Source organism: Bacillus sp. FSL K6-0268 (genome assembly GCF_038005425.1).
In the GTDB taxonomy this organism is placed as follows: Bacteria; Bacillota; Bacilli; order Bacillales; family Bacillaceae_G; genus Bacillus_A; species Bacillus_A thuringiensis_S.
Map to the genome: position 1 here is coordinate 1,684,285 of NZ_JBBOTF010000001.1, position 21,985 is coordinate 1,706,269.

The window sequence follows — 21,985 nt, forward strand, 5'->3', positions numbered from 1 at the left end:
CCCTCACAATCTAAATCGCTCTTACTTCAAAACGGCGATTTTGCTTCCCTTTACTTTTTACTTTATCAATAACAAGTGTTCCTATTTCACTCGTATTTTTCACATGTGTGCCTCCACAAGCTTGTTCGTCTAAGTTTTCAATTGTAACAATGCGGATTTCTTGGATAGTAGTTGGCAGGAGATTGATTGCTGTTTTAATCATTCCTACAGCATTTTCTGCTTCTTCGCGGCTCATATAACGAGTGGAAATTTCTTTATTTTGCTTAATAAGTTTATTCACTTCCTCAACAATTTCTTCTACTTCCACGCTCGATAACTCTTGTAACTCATTAAAATCGATACGTGCTTTATCAGGATAAATTTGATTTCCGGTGCATAGAGCTCCATACTTTTCATAAACTACAGCTCCGATAAGATGCAGTAAAGAGTGATGACGCATTAAATTATGACGTCTTTCCCAATTAATCTCTAATTTAACTGGACCTAATTTTACTTGAGCTTCATCTTTTATATAGTGAACTATTTCTCCCTGCTCCTTCTTTACTTTTTCAACTTCAAATACAGACCCATCTTGTACAATGACACCCGTATCACATTCCTGTCCTCCACCAGTTGGATAAAAAACTGTTTCTTTTACAAATACTTTATTCCCTTCCACTCTTATCACTTCTGTCTCGCAACTCGTTTTGTATGCATCTTCTAAATATAATGCCGTTTTCATACTCTCACCTCTTTAGTAGTTATAGTTATACCTACTAATATAAAAAATAATATTCATACAGTCAACTTATATTTCAGAATTTTTAATTTTAAATAAAAAAAGCCTTTTATAATAAGGCTTTTTTCTACATGCTATTATTTATTTTAACTGTAAAGTATTTAACATGTTTCCCGCCAAATGCTCCCGTAAAGTAGAACCTGTATACTCTTCCCTAAATACTCCCGCCTTCACAAATAAAGGAATGACTTCACTAAAGAATAGATTTAGTGACTTGGGAGGTCCTCCTGGAATAGCAATAAATCCATCTAACGCTCCGGCCTCAAACCTATCCATAATTTGCTTCGCAACGTCTTTTGGTGTACCAACCGCAACCCAATGAGCCGATCCAACAACTTCTGGTCGCTCTAATATTTGTTCAACTGTTGGTTCATTTTTAATAATGAAATGCCGTAATAATTCTGCATGTGTTTTACTACGTACAGTTTGATCCCGACTTGGCAGCATCTCTTCGGTAATTTTACTTTCTAGCGGAATCCCTCTCGCATCTAATCCGAGAACCATTTCAAGTAACGCATATCTCTTCTCTTTTGTGAGATGTTGATGAGCTTGTCTATGCATTTCTAGCGCCTCTTCATATGTATCACCTATAAAGAAATATAATCCAGGTAATACGCGTATAGCATCTTGCTTCCGGCCATGCTGTTCTGCTCTTCTTCTTAAATCTTGACGAAGTTCAATACCTGACTCTACATCTGGCGTTGCAGCAAAAATTGCATCTGCAACAGAAGCAGCAAAATTCCGACCAGACTCTGAAGCACCGGCTTGAAATAATGGCATTTCTCCTGATATATGCTGTGGGATATTCAGCGGACCTTTTACCTCAAAATATTCACCACTATGTTCAATTGGCTTGGCCATCTCTCTAATAACTTCAGTGTTATCTATTTTCAACACTTCATAAGGATGACTCCTCCAAAGTTTTCTTACTAACTCTGTACATTCTGCTGCTTTCGCATATCTCTCCTCAGATGATGGCATCCCTTCCTCACCAAAGTTTTCAGCACCGTCAATTGATGTAACAATATTCCACCCTACTCGGCCGTTACTAATCCAGTGTAACGATTGTAATTGCCTTGCTAATATATATGGTGGATAAAATGAAGTTGAATCGGTTGTAACGACTCCAATTTTTTCAGTTGCGTACGCAATAGCAGTAAACAGTAACGTCGGGTCTAAAATGACACTCCCTTTATTACGAGCAATTAAATCTGGGTGCGCCACTAAATAATCGGCTTTAAAAACAAAATCTAACTTAGCCTTTTCTGCCTGTAGTGCCAACTCTACTTGTTCATCAATTCCGGAATTAAACTCATTCAATTCTTCTTTCTTTCTAGAAATTAAACATAATCCAATGCAAAGTTGATTCTTTGTAGACATATATACACCATCCCCTTGTTTTTAATTCACTTAGTTAAACAAATGTTGCTGTCATTATGAAATTCTATTCTTATGAAAATAGATAAAATGATATTGATAATCATTATCATTTTATGATGTAACTGTAATAAAAGCAATAACAAAAAAGACTCCCACTTTTGGAAGTCTTTTATCTCAATATTTCATTCGCTTCTTTTTCATAAATTTTATCAAATGACGTCATAACACGCTGTGATGCTTGAATCATTTTTTGATCCGTCATAAGATCTGCCATCTCTTTCGTCATATCAACATTTGAATTTTCTAGCATATGATTTTTTACTATTCCTGTTCCGTTCGGTAAATTAGCAATGTTTCCTTCTGCTAGTGTAAAGCTTTTGTTCTCACGTTGCACGAGACGAGCATTCGTTTCGGCATCTACTGTTTTTGTTTGTAAACGAGCAATATTATTTTGTGTTACTTCATCATATAATGTACCGTCTGCTTGTACAGCAACCTTTGCTCCTTCCGGAATACGAATACGCTCATTATTCTCTCCCATTACGAAAGCACCTGAAGATGTTTGTAAATAACGATCACTATTTAATGTGAAACTACCATCTCTCGTTAAAAACGTTTCATCATTTTTAGAAGTAACGAAAAATGATGTTGTGCCGGCCGCGCCGTCATCTAAAAAGAAATCTGTAGCGCTATTTGTCATTTGTATATTTCCTTGTACTAAATTCACATGTGTTGCAGCTGGTACTACAGCGTAATCGACCGAACCGATATTTGTTACCGCCCCATCTCCTCGGCGATATGTGTCTTGTACATCAAATACTTTAGACGTCATATTTTCTGCTTTAAATCCTGTCGTTTGAGCATTTGCAACGTTATTCGAATGAACATTAATACGCTGCATGTAATTCATCATACCCATAGAACCTATATAAAGACCGTTCATATTCGTTTGAATAAGGCAAGCGCCTTATTCTTCACCTCTTTTCTACGATGTTTGTAACATTTGTTTCGCTAAATGTTCAGCTGTAGCGATATGTATATTTTTCCTTATGTCTTGGCCATCTGTCATTAATACAATAGGAGCTGATGATACTGCTGGAATTTTCAACAATTCGCCACTACTTGCTGTTTCATCAAATTTTGTAAACACAATACCATCTATATGAATATCTTTAAAGTTTGTAATGATTTCAATCATATCTTTACTTTTCATCGAAGCTGATAACGTTAAACAAATATAATCTGGTTCTACTTGTCCCATCGTTTCAATCATTTCTTCCACTGTTTCTGACGTACGATAATTTTTTCCGGCTGTATCAATTAAAATATAATCGACGCGTGCTTCTTCTTTAAAATACGTAAGCGCTCTTGTCATTGCAGCCTCATCACGCACAGCAATTACTTCCGATCCAATTGTCTTTACGTTATCTTGCAATTGCTGCACTGTCCCTATGCGAGAATGATCTGTCGTTATAAAACCAACTGTTTTGTTCTTACCGTGAAATTGCCATGCCATTTTCGCGAGTGTCGTCGTTTTACCAACGCCAGTTGGACCGATTAATGCGATTGTTTGTACTTCTTTTTCAAAGACGTTTTCCGTATTAAAATGAGATTTCATATCTTCCAATATGTACCTGATAACTTCTTCTTCTGTAATCATCGTTGCATTTTCAAACTTTATTTTTAACTTTTCAGCATATGCATAAATGAAATATTGTTCTACATCGTTTTGTTCTAGCATCCGAATTACTTTTTGAATAATAAACGGTACAGATTCTTGATTTTCTTTCTTTGGAGCTACTTCTTCTTTCTTTACCTGAACGACTTGTTTCACAACTTTTTTCTTTTTCGTTACTTCCGCTTCTTTCGTCGGTTTCACAACGACAATTCCTTTTTCGAACAGCTTTAATAGTTTCTCTTTTTTTCTTGCCCATTCTTCACTATTTCCTGTTTGCATCGCCGCGTATGACATAGAAGTCGTTACGTTTTCTAAATTGTGCAGTACTGATTGAATTCCATTCGCCTTCACAATTTGTTCTGAAGGATCATTCACAACATCCATTAACTGTTCATGAAATTGAGCTGTACCTTCATTCACTTCTTCCTGTTTTTCTTCTGGAAAAGCAACTAACATTTCATAATCCTTTTTCCAGAAAAACGGTATATTTCGTTTTACACTTTCATCGACAACGTAATAATAATCTGTACCATATTGGTCAAATAACTTTCGATACAATTCATTTTTCGAAGCTGCTTTTATTCGCATTAACGCTTCTTTCTTTTCTGTACTTTCCATTACTTCACCCCCTACTATTCAATATAGGCAATTTGATCCACAACAATTTCTGGTGCTAATTCGCTAATACAAAGTACTTGTGCTTCCACTTGATAACGTTCTAGCAGTCTTACGATCGCAAATCTAAAATCTTTTCTACGTGTTAATAACACTGGTTCTCTTCCCATTAAACGTGCTTGCTTAAAGACGCGCTGCACTTGCTCAACGACACGTGTTTCTAAATCTAAATCCCAGTTTAATAAGTAACCTTGATATGAATTATTCACAACATCCGCATCTAACTCAATTGAATCAGAGAAGAGCGCTGCATATATTTTTCCGTCCGGATTTTTCGCATTTTCACAAATAACTTTTGAAATACATTCACGAACAAATGATGTCACACCGTCAACGTGGTTTTGATAAATTTCTTTGCCGTCAATAATACCTTCAATAATTGTTGGTAAATCACGAATAGAAATACCTTCTTTTAGAAGTTGTTTAATAACATTTTGAACGAGTGATAAATCAATTTCTTTCTTCTTAATCTCTTCTAATAGAACGCCATTATCATTTTCAAGCGAGTTAATTAAGTCTTTTACATGTTGACGCTGAATTAATTCATGAAGATTACGTCTAACGACAACATCTAAATGTGTAATTAATATGCTAAGTGGCTCTAACACTTGATAGCCTTTCATTTGTGCATCTTGCACCATATGCTCTAAAATCCAATATCCATCTTCACCGAAAATTGGATCTTTAGCTGGCTCTGCATCTAAATCAGCCATTACGTTCGGTGTTTTCAGTGCTAATAAATAACCTGATTTTAAAACACCTTCAGCTGCCTTCGCACCTTTAATACGAATAATGTAACGTCCGCGTGGTCTAAAGCTCGTATTATCTTTAAAGTTAATTCCAGGAACGTTAATACCAAGGTCAGTAATAATCGACTTCCGCATAAGAACAACTTTATCACGAGCTGTTTCCCCGTTAATTTTCTGCTTTACAAGTGCTGCTAAATCTAAACCGAGTTCTACAATAATCGGATATTTATCCGTAAATACTCCGAATGAATCTTCCACTTGTTGCAGTTGCTCATCTTCGCCTTGAATCATTTCTAATTCTTTTTGAAGCTCGTCTTCTTTTTCTTTCTTTATTCGATTTTTATTACGAATACCTAAGAAGATAATCGTTCCACCAACGAGTGCGAATGGTAGAAACGGTAGCGGAGTAAAAATACCCATTGCGATAAATAAACCACCTAGTGCATATACAACAACTTCATGCGCTAATAACTCTTTAAAGATACCTTCTGTTACTGTATCCGGTGAGCCGTCAAATACACGCGTTACGATAATACCTGTTGAAATTGCAAGCATTAATGAACCGATTTGGTTTACGATTCCGTCACCGACAGTTAACTGTGTATAATGAAGAGCTGCATCTGCAAAGCTCATTCCTTGCTGCATCATGCCGACAATTAAACCGAAAATAATGTTTACGAATAAAATGACAATCCCGAAAATAACGTCCCCTTTAATGAACTTTCCGGCACCATCCATCGCCCCGTAAAACTCTGTTTCCATATTTAATTTTTTTCGTTTTGCCTGTGCATCTTTTTCTGAAATAATACGCTGGTTTAAATCAGCATCGATAGACATTTGTTTCCCCGGTAAAGAATCAAGTGTAAAACGAGCTGCTACTTCAGCTGTACGAGATGCACCGTTTGCAACGATAAACTGGAATATGATTAATACTGTAAAAATAACGATACCAATTAATAAGTTTCCGCCAATTACGAACTGGCCGAACTCTTCAATAACATGACCTGCATTTCCATCTGTCAAAATCGCTCGCGTCGTCGAAACGTTAATCGATACGCGGAAAATCCCGATTAATAACAACATCGTTGGAAATGACTTTAATTCATCCCACTCGTTAATACTTGTCGCTCGCATATAAATAAGCACTGACATACTTAGTAGAAAAACGATAATGATATCAAGTATAAATGGTGGAAGTGGAATTAAGAGCGCCACTACGAATGACGCTGCTAAAAAGATAGAAAAATAGGTTCTTGCAGACTCTATCTTAAACAAAGAGATCTCCTCCAAACGCGCTATTACACTTCAAGTTCGTTCGTCTGAATTAAATAGCGCATAACTTCAATTACAGCTACGTATAAATCTTCTGGAATCGTCTCATCTTCCTCGACCTGATAATATAAAGAACGAGCAAGCGGACGGTTTTCCACCATTGGTATTTCTTGTTCACGGGCAAGCGTTCGTATATATAATGCGAGCTCATCTTCCCCTTTTGCAACGACAATTGGTGCTGCATCAACGTGTTTATTGTAACGAAGTACGACCGAAATATGAGTCGGGTTGTTGACAATAAACGTTGCGCCATCCATCTTCTTCGCAATTGTTCCTTGCAAGATTGCATGCATAAAGTTTTTTCGTTTTCCTTTTACTTGCGGGTCCCCTTCATTATCTTTATGCTCCCTTTTTACTTCTTCTTTTTTCATCTTAATATCTTGTTCGTACTCCCATTTTTGATAAATGAAATCAATAATAGAAAGAATGATTAAAATAATTAAAATGGCTAAAAAGATAAATTTAATTTGGCTAATAATTTCAGTGAGTGACGCTGTCCAGTTAAATCCAATCATACTAACAATCTTCTCTAAATTCTTTTTAAAGAGAACGTACGAAACGTAACCAATTAATCCCATATAAAACAGTGATTTCAAAATATCTACTAAACTTTTACGACTAAACAATCTCGTAAAATAGTTTTTCGGATTAATACGTGACGCTTTCGGTTTAATGACTTTAGAAGAAAATAGGAAGCCGACTTGAATCATATAATTGAATAAATGAAAAGCATATACGAGTATTAATATCGGAGCCGATACTTTCAGTAATAAAATCCCCATTAAATAAAAATACTCGGTTGAATCTGTATTTTTTCCAATTTGATTAAACAGTACCGCTACGGAATTCGCAATCTCAAACCCTAGCCAATCTCCGAAGAAATAAACGACAACTGCTAATACAAGTATGGAAAATAAATTATTTAAATCTTTACTCCGGGCAATATTCCCTTCTTCACGCGATTTTTTACGCTTCTGCGGGGTGGCCTTTTCTGTTTTATTATCCTTTGCCATGCGCGTCCCCCTACTTCGTTAAGAAAAAGTTAAATAGTTTCGTATACTCTTCAAGTAATACATCCGTCATATTTTTAAACACATAACCGAGCATCGGTACACTCATCGCAATAAACAAAATCCCACATGTAATTTTAATTACGTATGCATTCATAAAAACGTTTAATTGCGGAGCATTTTTTGCAATTAAAATTAGAACAAAGTTAATGATGAATAAACTTCCCATAAGCGGCAGAGCAATTTCAACCGCTGATGTGATCGCAAATAATAACGTTGCGAGTAGACTATCTAAAAAACTAGTCGTCAACAATTTTGAAATCGCCTCTGTATATTGAAACGACTTTAAAATAGTGGCAACGAAATAGTTAATGCCGCCAAGTGAAATAAAAATAATAAGAAAAAATATATCAAAAATTGTTGATAGCAAAGTGGACTGTGACCCTGCATTTACATCAAACAAACTTGCTTGTGATAAACCAATATCAAAGTCTAAAATATGCCCTGCCATTTTCGGAATGTTCCACAGCATTTCTACAATTTTTGAAAGTGATAATCCAATTACAATTTGCGTTCCTGCATAAGCTGCAACGTCCCAAACTGTCTTGATGTGAGAGACATCCACTTGATCGGCCACTGTAATTGAAAGAGCAAGTCCAAATGTAGCCTTTGCCATCGCTGGAATGGATCGGCCTGAGAAAAACGGTAAAAAATATAAAAATGAAGTAATGCGGCAAAACGCCAAAAACGTCGCCGCCCATAATTCCATATTCATTTCAGTTCACCTATCTTAGTACGAACGCAATAGCGATGGGATTTTATCAAATAAATCTAAAATAAGCATCGTTAACTCTTGAAACATCCACGGACCTAAAATGATAATAACGAGCACAATACTCGCCATTTTCGGTAAAAACGTCAGCGTTTGCTCTTGAATTTGCATCATTGCCATAATAACCGCGATAATAATAACGACAATCAGACTTACAACGGCAATCGGCATTAAAATCATAACCCCTTTATAAAAAAAGGTTTGGAAAATATCTATAATTGGTGACGTATTCATTTATATGACTCCTATCACATAGCATCAAACGCTTCAGGCGACCGTCTTAAACATAATATCGACAATTTTTGTATATCCACCTAAATATACGAAAACGAGTATTTTAAACGGTAAACTTAAAATCATCGGCGGTACCATCATCATCCCGAGGTACATTAAAAGTGTACTAATAATCAAATCTATAAATACAAACGCTAAATAAATGAACATCCCTGTTAGTAAACCTTTTTGAATTTGCGTTAACGTAAAGGATGGTACAAGTGTAAATAAGGAAAGATCTTTCAAATCTTTCGGCAACTCTTCTCCGCGTACTTTCAGCATCATTTTCAAATCATGCTTATACGTATGCTTTGACATATATTCTTTCATAATAGGAGCTGTCGTTTCCGCAGCTTGGCTTACTGTTATTTTCTCTTTCGTCATCGGATCCCACACATCGCTCTTCAGTTGCCCGAGTACAGGCTGCATCGTAAAGAGTGATAAAAATAATGCAAGTCCAACAAGCACTTGGTTTGGTGGTAAATTCATTACCCCAAGTCCTTGACGTGTAATCCCAAGAACGATCATAAAATAAGTAAAATGTGTAAATAATAGAACGATAGAAGAAGATAATGATAAAAGGGTAACGAGCGCAAATAGTTGTACACTTGAATTACTCGTAAACTCTTTTCCATTTTCGAAATTAATAAAACCGTTCGGGGCCGCATACGCTGGATTTACAAAAATAATTGAAAAAACGATAGAAAATACGAAAATAACGGCTAATAATGATAACTGTTTCTTTATTCTCATGATGGATCCTCTACTTTTTTCGTTTCAGTCTTCACCGCGTCTTCTAGTGCTTGTTGAAACTGATTTCCTGTTCCGGTTAATTGCACAGACTGCACACCGTTATTACTAATAACAGTGAACACTTGCTTTCCGTCCACTTCAAATAAAAAGGCACTCGTTTGATGATTTAAATACACGCCGTCTTTTACTTGAATATGGCCATTTTCACCCTGCTTAAAAAACTGCTGTTTGCGCGTCTTTTTTGTCATATAATATGCACCGTAACCGAGCGCACCAAACAGTAAAACGACTTGAAATAAGGTCGTCATATACGACATATGACTCCTCCTCTACTCTTTATCTTGCATTTGACTTTGCGCTTTCATAAGCGCCGCTTGTTTCTTGTCAGCTTCAATTTCAGAAATGATAATACCGAATTTCTCGTCCATTACGATTGCTTCACCGATGCCGACTTTCATATTACTTAAATACACATCTACTTTATGTCCTAAGTTTTTCTCTACTTCAAGAACATCGCCAACTTTTAACTGCTTTACATCACCAAGCGTAATAGATGACTTTCCAAGCTTTACACCAAGTTCAATCGAAATATCTGAAACAGTATCGATATGTGCTTTGCCTGCTTCATTTCGCTTTCCTGCAAAATCTTCTAATCCCATTAATGACACAGGAGATACTTCATGCTTCATATGGATCCTCCTACTCTACAAAACTTTTAAATAGGAGCGCCTTACGCGTTCCATCTTTTCCAATAAAACAATTAAATTTATGCTTTCCATCTACATAACCAAGTAATTCATCCGAAACTTTCGTATGAAGCGGAATAATATCGCCTTCTTCAATTTGTTCAATCTCACTCATTGTCATTTTCTGCTCACCAATCGCAACGTGAACAGGTTTGTACACTTGATTTACTTTCACTTCCACTTCAGACGTGTACTTCCTACGTTTATCCGAAGAATGTTCGACAATATTTTCAGACGTTAACTTATCCATAATTTCTTCAACAGATAAGAACGGAATCCCGATACGCACCGTCGTATTCCAAAAATCTGTTTTCATATTTACATTAAGTAATGAAATGATATCGCTCGCTGTCGTAATCTTTAGTGCATTCGGATCTGTTTCCGTCGTTACAAATTTCGGTTCAATCGCAACAACACTTTCGAATGATTGCTCCAAATTTTTACAAAGAAGCAAGAATATATTATCAAGCGTTAAAAACTCAAATGCTGTTAACGGTCTGCGCATCGTAAAGTTACGCTTACTATCTCCGCCAAGCCAACATTCATGAATATAAATAACGAATGCTAAATCAATCTCAATAACAATTTCTCCAAGCTCTGGTAAACCGAGATCAATTACGCAATATAAATAATAATCTTTCGGCATTTTCTCCACATACTCACTCGTAAATGGAACTTGCTCAACTGTTGAAGGCTCTAGTTCAATTGGAATACGCATACGCGCTGATAACGTCTGTGACGTCTGTTTTCCAAACGTAGAAGCAATCGCTTGCAAACTACGTAAATGCTCAACACCGAACTTCTCTGGTCTATTAAAATCATACTCTTGAAATTTCTCTTGCTTTCCTGCTTCTTGTGCGAAAGCTGGCATTTCCTCGCCTTCATTTACCGCCTTCAGCAGGGCATCAATTTGCTCTTGGCTTAATTTTTCGCCACTCATGACAATCCCCTTCCCTACCTTTTCAATTCAACGATTTCAACGTACATCTTCCCATTCTTCGTCAAAATCTTTCCGGTTCCAATCTCTTCATTCTCAAGCATAAGACGCACCGTATTTTTCGTTGAATTTTCAAGACGATACAATGTACCTTTCGTAATATGAAGCAGATCTTCAATTTTCTTTTTCGTATTTCCGATTTCAAAATAAATTGTTAACGGAATATCATCTTGTAATTTCAAATCTAGCCAACTCCCATATCATGTTCACGAAAATTTCATGTTCTCTCTATATATGAAACTTCTTATTTTGAAACGTCGATATTTAATATTTTTTTAATATATCCTTGCGTTTCTTTAAATGGCGGTACGCCTCCGTACTTCCTCACATTCCCAGGACCAGCATTATAAGAAGCAAGCGCCAATACTAAGTCGCCGTTATTTTTCTTTAAATAACCGCTTAACTCTTTTACGCCACCTTCAATACTTTCAGCTGGTGAAAATGGATTCTTCACACCCATCTCCTTCACATTCGCTGGCATAAGCTGCATAAGACCCATCGCACCGGCATGTGACACCGTTTTCGGATTAAAATTAGACTCTACTTCAATCATTTTTTGAATTAACGTTTTCGGAATTCCGTATGTACGGCTAGTGCGATCAATAATATCCTCATACTTCCCTTCATTGGAAGAACGTATTTTTTGAATATTATACTTCTTCGTTAATTCCCACGTATCAACAGCCTCATTTTTCGTTTCTGGGAAACGTCGTTCAAACTCTTTTTGCGCAACTTGCACTTCATCTGCTTTCTTCGCTTCAGCCTTTTCTTCAGACTTACTCGCTTCCTCTACTTTATTAATAGTTTCTACCGGCTTATTAACAACCGCTTCTATTTTCGTAGATTGTACTGGCTGACTCATATCTTCTACTTTTGCCGGCTGCGTAGTTTCTTTCGTCTCCTTCGCAGGTTCACTCTGCAACTTCTCTTGAAAACGACTACTAACGAATGCTTGTGGACTACTTAGCTTTTGCTGAATTTGCCCTTTTTTATATGCAAGCACTTCTTTTACTATATTTCCAACTATCATAATATCACCTTTTCGGTAAACAAAGATAATCTAATATTAGAGTTTTTTTTTAAAGTTTGCAATAATCCTTTTAATAATTATGTAATAAAAAAATGAATATATTGTTAAACTGTTATTTTTTTATATTTATTAATTCGAATTTTTAGTTGACACCCGTTGTAGCAAGGATTACAATAAATCTCGAAATTGATTTTTTCGCATATTACCGTTTTTCAATTTGCAGAAAAGTCAATATAAAAAAATGGGGGTTTCTTAACATGAGAATTAATACAAACATTAACAGCATGCGTACTCAAGAGTACATGCGCCAAAACCAAGCTAAAATGAGCAACGCTATGGACCGTTTATCAAGCGGTAAACGTATCAACAACGCTTCTGACGATGCAGCAGGTCTTGCAATCGCAACTCGTATGCGTGCACGTGAAAGCGGATTAGGTGTTGCAGCTAACAACACACAAGACGGTATGTCATTAATCCGTACAGCTGACTCAGCTTTAAACTCTGTATCTAACATCTTACTTCGTATGCGTGACATCGCTAACCAATCTGCGAACGGTACGAACACAAAAGAAAACCAAGGTGCACTAAACAAAGAATTTGATGCATTAAAAGAACAAATTACTTACATCGCTGAAAATACACAATTTAATGATAAAAATTTATTAAATACTGATCAAGTAATTAACATTCAAACTCTAGATTCAAGTGAAGGTGCTAAACAAATTGGTATCCAACTAAAAGGTGCTAACCTTAAGGACTTAAAAATTGATGATTTAAAGATTGAAGATGCAGCAATTCCTCAAGATAAAATTGCTGACCTAGGAAAATTTAAAGACGCAATGAAAACCTTCGAAGCTGATTTTGGAGCAGCAACAGATGAAACAGCTAGAAAAAAAGTGGTTTCAGATGCTAAAGCTCAATTTGACAAAGTAAAAGGTTTATTTGATGGAACTAAAGTGACTGCATTTGAAAATGCTATGACAGCTGTTAAAACTGCTGATAGTGCTGATAACACAGCGGAATTTGCAAAAGTTACAGAAACATTGAATGATGTGACTTCACAAAACACTTTAAAAGCAATCGACAAAATTGACAATGCTCTTAAAACAATCGCTGACAACCGTGCAACTCTAGGTGCTACATTAAACCGTCTTGACTTTAACGTAAATAACCTTAAGAGCCAATCTGCTAGCATGGCTTCAGCTGCTTCTCAAATCGAAGACGCTGACATGGCGAAAGAAATGTCTGAAATGACTAAGTTCAAAATCTTGAACGAAGCTGGTATCAGCATGCTTTCTCAAGCAAACCAAACTCCACAAATGGTTTCTAAATTATTACAATAAGCCATTTGAGTTAGCTTCATGAATAAACCTCTCTGCTTGCGGAGAGGTTTATTTTTTATAAAAACTTCTTTTTTTTGATGGAAGAGAGCATCTGCGGTGCATAGAAGCGGTTAGTGCTTATCTTGATCCCCTCTTATGCTAAAACACAAATAGCAAATAAGCATAAGCCTTTTTATTTTTTCATAACCGTTTATTAGCTTTAGAACACTGACTATATCAATCTATAAGGAGTGTCTATTATGCGTATTGGTACGAATGTTTTGAGTATGAATGCTAGGCAGTCGTTGTATGAGAATGAGAAGCGTATGAATGTTGCAATGGAGCATTTGGCGACTGGTAAGAAGTTCAACAACGCTTCGGATAATCCCACTAATATTGCCATTGTGACTCGTATGCATGCGAGAGCGAGTGGTATGCGCGTGGCGATTCGTAATAATGAGGATGCGATATCGATGCTTCGCACGGCAGAAGCTGCCCTTTAAACTGTGACAAATATTTTACAGCGTATGCGTGATTTAGCCGTTCAATCTGCGAACGGTACGAATTCAAATAAAAACCGTCATTCGCTGAATAAAGAGTTTCAGTCTTTAGCAGAACAAATTGGCTATATTGGCGAGACGACTGAGTTTAATGATTTATCCGTATTTGACGGTCAAAACCGCCCTATTACATTAGACGATATCGGTCATACAATAAATATGACGAAACATATTCCCCCTTCCCCTACACAACATGACATCAAGATTTCAACAGAACAAGAAGCAAGAGCGGCGATTCTTAAAATTGAAGAGGCTTTACAAAATGTATCACTTCATCGTGCCGACCTTGGCTCTATGATAAATCGTTTACAGTTCAATATTGAAAATTTAAATAGCCAAAGTATGGCGTTAACAGATACTGCATCTCAAGTTGAAGATGCAGACATGGCGCAGGAGATAAGTGATTTTTTAAAGTTCAAATTATTAACTGAAGTTGCCCTTAGTATGGTTTCACAAGCAAATCAAATTCCGCAAATAGTTTCTAAACTACTACAATCGTAAAAATTCATCTTCCTTCTTCGGAACGATTCCATACAAAATAAAAGGGAAATACATATAAACTATGTATCTCCCTTTTATTTTGTACCCAATTTTTATTACTGTGTTACGGTCATAACTTGTCCGCTACGATCAACCATAATTTTCATTTTACCGTCTTGTGCATTATATAGCCCTAGTTTATGTAATTCCATTTTACAATCTTGTACGAAAGTTGGTAATTTACGAATTTGATCGATATCAGAACTTGTAATGAAATGAATTAAAAGCTGCGTCATGCCTTTAATATCTTGTACAAGCTCTTCTTTCTCTCGTTTTAGCCTTTCATTTTCTAGTTGTAACGACTGCAATTCACCTTCTAGACTACGTGTATTCTTCGCTTCCCTAGAACGCCCTGCTGCCATGCTAGAAAGCTTATAAATACCTTCCATAAACTGATGTAGTTCGTCTTCTTTCCTTTCACTACATTGATTAATCGTTTCAAAATTATCAACGATACCAGATATAACTGTTACAAGATTTTTTTCATCCTCTTTATGCTGGATTTCTTCTTTTAATTCGTACTCGTTTTCTTGTTTTCTTGCAACGATTGTCTCTTTTACTGGTATATATTTTCGCTTTCGTCCTGGTTTTTGTTTTTCAATATTTTCAAACGGTATTTCACGTTTTTTCAATTTATAATACGTATTTTGCAATTGACTTTCTGTTTTTGGAAAAAGATTTAGTTCATTTTTACTTACGTATTTTGAAATATTTAAAATGTTTAAACCGTGACGCTGACAAAATTGATACACTTCATACAGTAGCTCTAGTTCAGATTTTAGCCATGTAATTGCTGATTTTTCGTACGCTCGCATTCCGCCATTTTTTTCTATATCTATTTGAAATAATACCATTCTATTATGTAAATCAAGTAATTCTTCATACTTTACTTGGAATTCTTTTTCTATTTTTTTAAATTCCACCTCTAGTTGCATATCGTTCATTTTATTATTTGACATGTTTTGTAAAAGACCTAATACATTAATTGCTGTGTGGTGATACATAATCTGTGCCACTCCCCCTCATCCTTTCACAATTCTCATCTGACTCCCATGTCTTTTAAGAAAATAGCAATTTTTACATATCCATATTATAACAGTTCGAAATTATCTGTCAAATAATTAACATACAAAAATGTATAGAAAGTATAAAAATTCGGAAAATGTTTTTTATTAATATGTAAAATTGCATATTAATTACATTTAATTATATTATATGGTATTTTGAATATTTTTTCACCGAAAAAATTTGCGTTACCACGAAATATTACTAAAATAACCATCGAAAATACGTTTGCTTATATTTTTAAATCAAAAATCTCTAAATAAAGATTATTCATACATACAGCGACAAACACCCAAGAAACCTTTCATTTTTCTACCAGCTTAAAGTATAGAATACTAAAAAGGAATTAGCCATATGTAGCATTGGCTAATTCCTTCCCCTCTCTAACAGAATAGAGTTATAAATCCAGTCTTCAGATCCTCAATCAAAGTCTCACTTCTTCTTACCTAAAACTACTTCATACCTCTGAACTCACATCGCATAAGACTCTATTAATCACTAAAAACTTCCTTACATAAGTAGTTCCCCTATTCCTACTAAATAGAAAAATGTTATACGCCAGCTCTTCTACTTACCTATAACCACTCCATATGTCTGGTCTCAACATCGCATAGGGCTCTATTAAGCACTGACTGCTCAACACTTAGCTAGAGCTTCTATTCTGGCTAAATAGAGGCTTTTAAAGTACTAACTTATCAACTAAACCAATTAGCTCTTGAATATCTGGCTTACTTACTTGAGCATTTGCTCCTACAGCTTCACCTTTATGGAATAATTCATTTGTAATTAATGAAGAGAAAATAATGACTGGTAAACGATTCATTACTTCACTATCCTTAACCACTTTCGTTAAATGATGTCCATCCATTTTTGGCATTTCAATATCCGTAATTAGCAAGTGAATATGTTCAAACATTTTTTCGCCTTGCTCTTTCGCTAATTTTTCAATTTGCGCTAACGCTTCTGCACCATTGCTGAAGAAGTTCATTTTCGTATATCCAGCTGATGATAATGTTTCTTCTAATATTTGGCGAAGCATTGCTGAATCTTCTGCAATATAAATTACTTTTTCAGCTCGATCTGTTTTTTGTTCTAACCCTGCAATTGATTTATTGTCATAACCAGTGCCGCTAATTTCACATACAATTTTTTCATAATCTAATAGTAAGATGATTTTGCCATCTAGTTTTACAATACCAGATGTCGTTTCTTCTAGTCCCATAGATAATGAAGCTGGTTCATCAATTTGTTCCCACGAAATACGTTGAATACGATGCACTTCATCAACGCGGAAAATAACTTTCATTTGGTTTAATTCTGAGATGATAAATTTCGTTTGATCAAGTGGCTTTGTTGACTTTAAATTAAGAGCCATTGCTAAGTTAATAACAGGTAAAATTTCACCACGTACTTGAACAACACCTTCAACTGCATGATGAGATTCTGGCACAGTTGTAACAGGGAATGGATTAATGATTTCACGTACTTTCATTACATTAATACTAAATAGGTTTTCACCAACAGTGTACGTAACAATCTCTAATTCATTTGTTCCGCTTTCTAATAAAATACTTTGTGCTTGTGACATAAAGGTGTCGCTCCCCTTCCATTAATTCCGTATATCTAATTATTAAGCTTTATAAAAGCGAAAAAGTCAACTACCTATATAAAAAATATAGATAGTCGAACGATTCATTTTATAAAAAAACAATTAATCTTGTATAAACGAAGCAAGTGCCTCTAATAACACTTCTTGTGCTCCTACAACTTCCGTCGGCATTGCTTCCCATTTTTTCGAAAGCTCGGTCTCTACTCTTATTCTCAGCTCAGAATTCATTTCTGCTAGCACATATTCTTTCGTTGCTATATCAACATCAAGTAGCGCAAGTGCATATAATTCCGGGTCATTTATTTCTTCGAATAATCGTTTTAATACCACCGGTGCTATATGTTTTAATTTTTCAATATGAATTTCCTTATCCGAAAATAGTAACTCATATTGAATAAACGTAACATTTTCTTTAATCACTTTAAAATAGCAATTATTTTTTTTATCATTTACAAAATAACCGTTTGGATCTGCGATAATACTTTCTACTTTACGAATTAAATCTGGCAAACTATTCGCCGCCATTACAGTCCGCTGTTCAACCTCACTCGGCGAAATGAATGTAACGCGATACTTATTTTGCGCCATCCTCCTCACCTCTCCTTTTATAAAAATCTATCGTCACATACTATCCAGAAGGCACTAGCCTACTATGAAATGATTATCTCATCCCCAACCATCTCAGTACGCCTCCATAGCTCTATTCTTACTACTAGGAGCTCTTCTGGACCATAACTGTTTATCCACACTAAACTTTGCTTACCTCTTCTTATACTACCCTAGTAGCTCTCCATACCTCTGTCCTTACACACCAGTCGAGTCCCTATTAGGCACTAACCGCTCCAAAACAACGCTGGGCCCTCTCGTCAATCCTAAAAAGAGCTTTTTAGATCTTTTTAAGAACTTTTCAATAACTCTATGTTATTAAACCAAAACGCTATCTGCTGATCCGTAATATTTGGCAACATAACAAAAAACTCACGACACTTCATCTCATCCTTAAACAGTTGATACTTCCAAACGCTATCGCTACCAACACTTATGAAATAAAACTCATGGATGCGGCCAATGATTGCTTGTTTTTCGCCAAATGAATATGGAGGCACTTGCTTAATTTCAAATTGATCTGGTAAATATACATGCTCTTCTCGTTCTATTTTTAATACTTGCTCGGCAAGTTCACGTTTATTTTCGAAAAAAGGCAATTGTAAAATTCGCTCTTGTCTTGTCATACGAATAAAAAACCCTTCCTACTCCATTACATTTTTTCCATGCGATATATTATCGAATTAAGTTTACAACTTCATTTAATACTTCATCTGAAACTTTAATCACTTTCGCATTTCCTTGGAATCCGCGTTGGTATAACATTAAGTCAACGAATTCTACAGATAAATCTACATTGGCACCTTCTTGTGCACCACCGCGTACTTTACCCGCACCGTTTTGACCAGATGCACCAAGAGCTAAAATACCTGTTGTATTCGTCGCTGTATAGTTACCATTACCTGTTTTCATTAGTCCGCCTTCGTTCGGGAACATCGCAACAGCTAATTGACCAGCTGATTTCATACTTCCATCAGAATATTTTACCATCACATATCCACCGTCAGCAATGAAACAATCTTTAACCGTCGCTGCTGCTCTACCATCTACGTCTGTTACTGATAATGTTTTATCTGTTGGATGGTTTGTTAAATGACTTAAGTCTAATTTTATAGAGCCGCCATCAAATGGAATATTGGCCCCTTGCTCTTTCGGATTTGGATTTCCAACAGCATCAAATGTCATATTACCACCTGCACCTGGAACATCCTTAAACTCTGTTTCTTTTTTCGAGTCATTACGCATTTGTACTTTATATGTATAATTATGTTCGCTCGTTTGTTTAAACTCGACACGCATTGTCCATGTATTCCCCGCATTATCATATACAGGTAAATCTTGTGTAATTTGTTTTTCACCAGTTGGAATATTACCTTTAATTGTCCCTTTCGATGTTCGAATACCACCAATTGCTGTTCCCATTGGAATTTGCAACGGTCCTGGAATTCCAGATAAATCAACTTCACCAGTTGCCTCATTCGCAGGGTATGCAAATACATATTGACCTTCAGTATTCGTAATATAGTAATCTGAAGATATCCCAAACGTACCTTTACGAGTAAATTCCATATTTCCGCCTTTTGAATCACCTACAACGAAGAAACCATTACCTTCCATTGCGGCTTGTGTTTTGCCACCTGTTAACGTAATTGTACCATCACTATAATCCGTAACTGTACCACTCATTTTCACACCGTTACCAATACTTTTCGGATTTGTTCCTGCGTATTTACCGTCACCTTTTGCACCAATCGAATTGTTATATAGTAAATCATCAAACATTGCTTTTTGTTTTTTATAACCTACTGTTTGTGCATTGGCAATATTATTTGAAGTTACACTTAATGCATTTTGTGTTGCATTCATCCCTGTAATACTTGTATATAACGCTTTAATCATAACGTATGGACACTCCTTATGAATTTGTAGTTTTTACTTCTTCAGTTACTTTTTGATCGTCTTTCTTTGCGTCTTCTGGGTTCGTTTCCCCAATCGGTTTATCAGACACTCTCTCAACGAAACGAAGAGATACAACCTTATTATTAATAACGAGCTGTACATCGTTATTTTCCGCAAGGCGAACTGTTTCTACTTGACCGGTTACTTTGTTTCCGTCACCGTCAACACCTCTTACGTATTTACCTAAAAACTTCATTCCACCATCAAGTGCTGTTGAATACATCGTTGATTGCAGCTTATCTACTGCTTTCGTCATATTCTGTACTTGTTCCATAAGAGATAACTGCGCTGTCTGATTCATCATTTGATTCATATCCATCGCATTAAATGGATCTTGATGTTGGAAACTTGATAAAAACAATTTTAGGAAATCATCTTTCCCCATTACCCCAGGAGTCTTTTGCGCTCCTGCCGAAACTCCATTACTTTGTTGCACTGGCGATTGTACACCATTAACAGGTACATTACTTTTTTGCGCTCCTGCTTGTAACGGAATATGATTTGTACTCGTTGTATTTAATCCAACTGTTGGCACGCTTTATTCCTCCAATAATCCCGCAAATTCTGTTGATTGTTGTTTTTCATGATTTGTATTTGCTAATTTCTGTTTTTGCCTTTGCTCTTGTTCTCGCTGTTCTTTACGATTTTCATCTTTATCTGAATAGCTAATTTGAATATTGATTTCTTTTTCTTTTAACTTTAATTTCAATTCATCAAAAATGATTTCAACACGTTTTTTCGCATCGTGTTTTTCCATTTCTACGTGAACATCAATTTGATCTCCGTGTTTTTTCATAAACACTGTTAATGTACCAAGTTTTTCTGGATTTAACTGAAATAAAACACGTTCTTGTTTCACTACAAATTTTTGCAGCGCTTCTACTTGTGCTTCCATTTTCTTTCCTAAGTCAGGTAATGAAACTTTCTCAGCACCACTATTTGATTTCCCTACTTGTTCGGTACTCGTCGTTTTATTTAATAACTCTGCACCTGTAGAGCTCGAATCATTTAATGCATCAACCTCTGGCAACTCTACCTTTGCATCATCGCTCTCACCTTTCGGAAGATCTACGTCTTTAAACTCTTCTTGTTTCTTTGCAATATTACAAGTTTCTGTTTCTACAACCTTCAATGCTTGCATCGTTTGCTCCGGCATCTTCATTTTATCTAATACCATTTGCATTGTATCTTCTAAACATATAGCATTTTTGATATTCATATTTGAAAGAAGTTCTTGTAATTGTTGTAATTCAGCTGCAGGTAATTCATTAAGTTTAATATTGCCATATTCTTTATATAGCTCTTGTATTTTTTGTATGTATTGATATAACAATTCCGGCAGCACATGTAATTGCTCAATTGCAACCATTTGCTCAGATACAGCTAATAACAACTGTTCTGTCTCTTTTTTTTCTTCTTTCTTTACAATAGGCTCTTCTTTCGTTACCGATTTTTTAGAAAGAATATAATCTTTTTTCTCTTCTGTTGGTGCTTCTTCTCGTTTCGTTTTCTCCGTTTGCGGCTGTTTTTTATTTTCCATTCTCATCGTACGATCGAATGAAGAATCTTCATTTTTTGATTGTATTTCTAGCCCTTTGTCTTTTTGCGGAGGTAAACTTTGTTGCACCGGTAATACAGACTGTATCACTACATTCACCTCATCCATTCATACACATTTTCAAATCCAGAAGCATTTTTTCTTCCAGCTTTTCTTGTGCTTTCGCAAGCTTTTTGCAATCTTCTTGATACATCTCATCAATGACACGTTCTTTTTCTTTTACTTGCTCTAAAAGGCTTTCATTTTTTTGAATAAAACCTTCCGTTTTTTTAATTTTTCGATTCCATTCTTCTATTCTTTCAGGTGAAAACGTATGTGAAGAAAGCATGCCCGCCATAATACGTTGCCCAGTTTGTACGACTTTACTACGCGATTTCACAACATATAAATCATATTCTTTTTTTTGTTCTATTTTTCTTTTTTCAGCTGTTAATTCATACACTTCTTTTAAAATATTTTCTTTTTCTTGATTTATTTGCAATTTTATTGTGTCGTACTGCTGTTTATCCACCTGTTTTCATAGCCCCTTCCTA

23 protein-coding genes and 1 pseudogene are annotated in these 21,985 nt (G+C 35.6%); 2 read left to right on the plus strand and 22 right to left on the minus strand.

Annotation, left to right across the window (positions count from 1 at the left end; genetic code table 11):
• Positions 1-10: 10 nt before the first annotated feature.
• The 14 genes from MHI28_RS08450 to MHI28_RS08515 all read right to left on the minus strand — a co-directional run bounded on the left by MHI28_RS08450 (position 11) and on the right by MHI28_RS08515 (position 12,233).
• Complete coding sequence (locus tag MHI28_RS08450; protein WP_000844967.1) at positions 11-721, minus strand: alanyl-tRNA editing protein; 711 nt, start codon at positions 719-721, stop codon at positions 11-13.
• Positions 722-859: 138 nt separating this feature from the next.
• On the minus strand, positions 860-2,158 hold the full coding sequence (locus MHI28_RS08455; RefSeq protein WP_340827752.1) for an NtaA/DmoA family FMN-dependent monooxygenase: 1,299 nt from the start codon (positions 2,156-2,158) through the stop codon (positions 860-862).
• A gap of 169 nt (positions 2,159-2,327) precedes the next feature.
• Entirely contained in the window at positions 2,328-3,101 is a 774-nt protein-coding gene (locus MHI28_RS08460; protein WP_001013934.1) for a flagellar basal-body rod protein FlgG, read from the minus strand.
• 42 nt (positions 3,102-3,143) lie between these two features.
• The gene (gene flhF, locus MHI28_RS08465) at positions 3,144-4,454 is read right to left on the minus strand and encodes a flagellar biosynthesis protein FlhF (RefSeq protein ID WP_000446179.1); all 1,311 of its coding nucleotides are present in this window, start codon (positions 4,452-4,454) and stop codon (positions 3,144-3,146) included.
• Positions 4,455-4,468: 14 nt separating this feature from the next.
• Positions 4,469-6,535: a flagellar biosynthesis protein FlhA gene (gene flhA, locus MHI28_RS08470; protein ID WP_000472586.1), complete on the minus strand. Its 2,067-nt coding sequence runs from the start codon at positions 6,533-6,535 to the stop codon at positions 4,469-4,471.
• Positions 6,536-6,558: 23 nt separating this feature from the next.
• Positions 6,559-7,605 (minus strand): flagellar type III secretion system protein FlhB, encoded by a 1,047-nt coding sequence (gene flhB / locus MHI28_RS08475; RefSeq protein ID WP_001030097.1) that lies wholly within the window; start codon positions 7,603-7,605, stop codon positions 6,559-6,561.
• Between the two features lie 10 nt (positions 7,606-7,615).
• Positions 7,616-8,377 (minus strand): flagellar biosynthetic protein FliR, encoded by a 762-nt coding sequence (locus MHI28_RS08480; RefSeq protein ID WP_001055723.1) that lies wholly within the window; start codon positions 8,375-8,377, stop codon positions 7,616-7,618.
• A gap of 15 nt (positions 8,378-8,392) precedes the next feature.
• Entirely contained in the window at positions 8,393-8,668 is a 276-nt protein-coding gene (locus MHI28_RS08485; RefSeq protein WP_001098080.1) for a flagellar biosynthetic protein FliQ, read from the minus strand.
• Between the two features lie 33 nt (positions 8,669-8,701).
• On the minus strand, positions 8,702-9,460 hold the full coding sequence (locus MHI28_RS08490; protein ID WP_001220582.1) for a flagellar type III secretion system pore protein FliP: 759 nt from the start codon (positions 9,458-9,460) through the stop codon (positions 8,702-8,704).
• Positions 9,457-9,777 carry a hypothetical protein gene (locus MHI28_RS08495; RefSeq protein WP_000121178.1) on the minus strand — a complete coding sequence of 107 codons (321 nt, stop codon included), beginning with the start codon at positions 9,775-9,777 and terminating at the stop codon, positions 9,457-9,459. Before MHI28_RS08495 ends, MHI28_RS08490 begins: the two co-directional genes overlap by 4 nt.
• 12 nt (positions 9,778-9,789) lie before the next feature.
• The gene (gene fliN, locus MHI28_RS08500; RefSeq protein WP_000680010.1) at positions 9,790-10,149 is read right to left on the minus strand and encodes a flagellar motor switch protein FliN; all 360 of its coding nucleotides are present in this window, start codon (positions 10,147-10,149) and stop codon (positions 9,790-9,792) included.
• 10 nt (positions 10,150-10,159) lie between these two features.
• Positions 10,160-11,146, minus strand: coding sequence for a flagellar motor switch protein FliM (gene fliM, locus MHI28_RS08505; RefSeq protein ID WP_000012361.1), 987 nt, complete (start codon positions 11,144-11,146; stop codon positions 10,160-10,162).
• Positions 11,147-11,160: 14 nt separating this feature from the next.
• Complete coding sequence (locus MHI28_RS08510) at positions 11,161-11,385, minus strand: flagellar motor switch protein FliN (protein WP_000775712.1); 225 nt, start codon at positions 11,383-11,385, stop codon at positions 11,161-11,163.
• A gap of 62 nt (positions 11,386-11,447) precedes the next feature.
• The gene (locus MHI28_RS08515) at positions 11,448-12,233 is read right to left on the minus strand and encodes a lytic transglycosylase domain-containing protein (protein ID WP_000635232.1); all 786 of its coding nucleotides are present in this window, start codon (positions 12,231-12,233) and stop codon (positions 11,448-11,450) included.
• Between the two features lie 257 nt (positions 12,234-12,490).
• On the opposite strand from MHI28_RS08515, the gene MHI28_RS08520 reads away from it, so the two are divergent.
• Positions 12,491-13,576, plus strand: a complete 1,086-nt coding sequence (locus tag MHI28_RS08520) for a flagellin N-terminal helical domain-containing protein (protein WP_001222350.1) — start codon at positions 12,491-12,493, stop codon at positions 13,574-13,576.
• Positions 13,577-13,815: 239 nt separating this feature from the next.
• Positions 13,816-14,616 (plus strand): annotated as a pseudogene (locus MHI28_RS08525) (flagellin N-terminal helical domain-containing protein).
• 95 nt (positions 14,617-14,711) lie between these two features.
• On the opposite strand, the gene MHI28_RS08530 reads toward MHI28_RS08525, so the two are convergent.
• The 8 genes from MHI28_RS08530 to MHI28_RS08565 form a co-directional block, all read right to left on the minus strand.
• Complete coding sequence (locus tag MHI28_RS08530; protein ID WP_000274679.1) at positions 14,712-15,659, minus strand: DNA-binding domain-containing protein; 948 nt, start codon at positions 15,657-15,659, stop codon at positions 14,712-14,714.
• Between the two features lie 740 nt (positions 15,660-16,399).
• Positions 16,400-17,308, minus strand: a complete 909-nt coding sequence (locus MHI28_RS08535) for a chemotaxis protein (RefSeq protein ID WP_000075943.1) — start codon at positions 17,306-17,308, stop codon at positions 16,400-16,402.
• A gap of 123 nt (positions 17,309-17,431) precedes the next feature.
• The gene (locus tag MHI28_RS08540; protein WP_000068299.1) at positions 17,432-17,917 is read right to left on the minus strand and encodes a hypothetical protein; all 486 of its coding nucleotides are present in this window, start codon (positions 17,915-17,917) and stop codon (positions 17,432-17,434) included.
• Between the two features lie 308 nt (positions 17,918-18,225).
• Complete coding sequence (locus MHI28_RS08545; RefSeq protein WP_000198167.1) at positions 18,226-18,561, minus strand: DUF3964 family protein; 336 nt, start codon at positions 18,559-18,561, stop codon at positions 18,226-18,228.
• A gap of 49 nt (positions 18,562-18,610) precedes the next feature.
• Complete coding sequence (locus MHI28_RS08550; protein ID WP_000588320.1) at positions 18,611-19,834, minus strand: flagellar hook protein FlgE; 1,224 nt, start codon at positions 19,832-19,834, stop codon at positions 18,611-18,613.
• Between the two features lie 16 nt (positions 19,835-19,850).
• Positions 19,851-20,429, minus strand: coding sequence for a flagellar hook assembly protein FlgD (locus MHI28_RS08555; protein WP_001143462.1), 579 nt, complete (start codon positions 20,427-20,429; stop codon positions 19,851-19,853).
• A gap of 3 nt (positions 20,430-20,432) precedes the next feature.
• A complete protein-coding gene (locus MHI28_RS08560) occupies positions 20,433-21,542 on the minus strand; it encodes a flagellar hook-length control protein FliK (RefSeq protein WP_340827753.1) in 1,110 nt (369 codons plus the stop codon).
• 10 nt (positions 21,543-21,552) lie between these two features.
• Entirely contained in the window at positions 21,553-21,963 is a 411-nt protein-coding gene (locus tag MHI28_RS08565) for a hypothetical protein (protein WP_000360864.1), read from the minus strand.
• Positions 21,964-21,985: the final 22 nt, after the last annotated feature.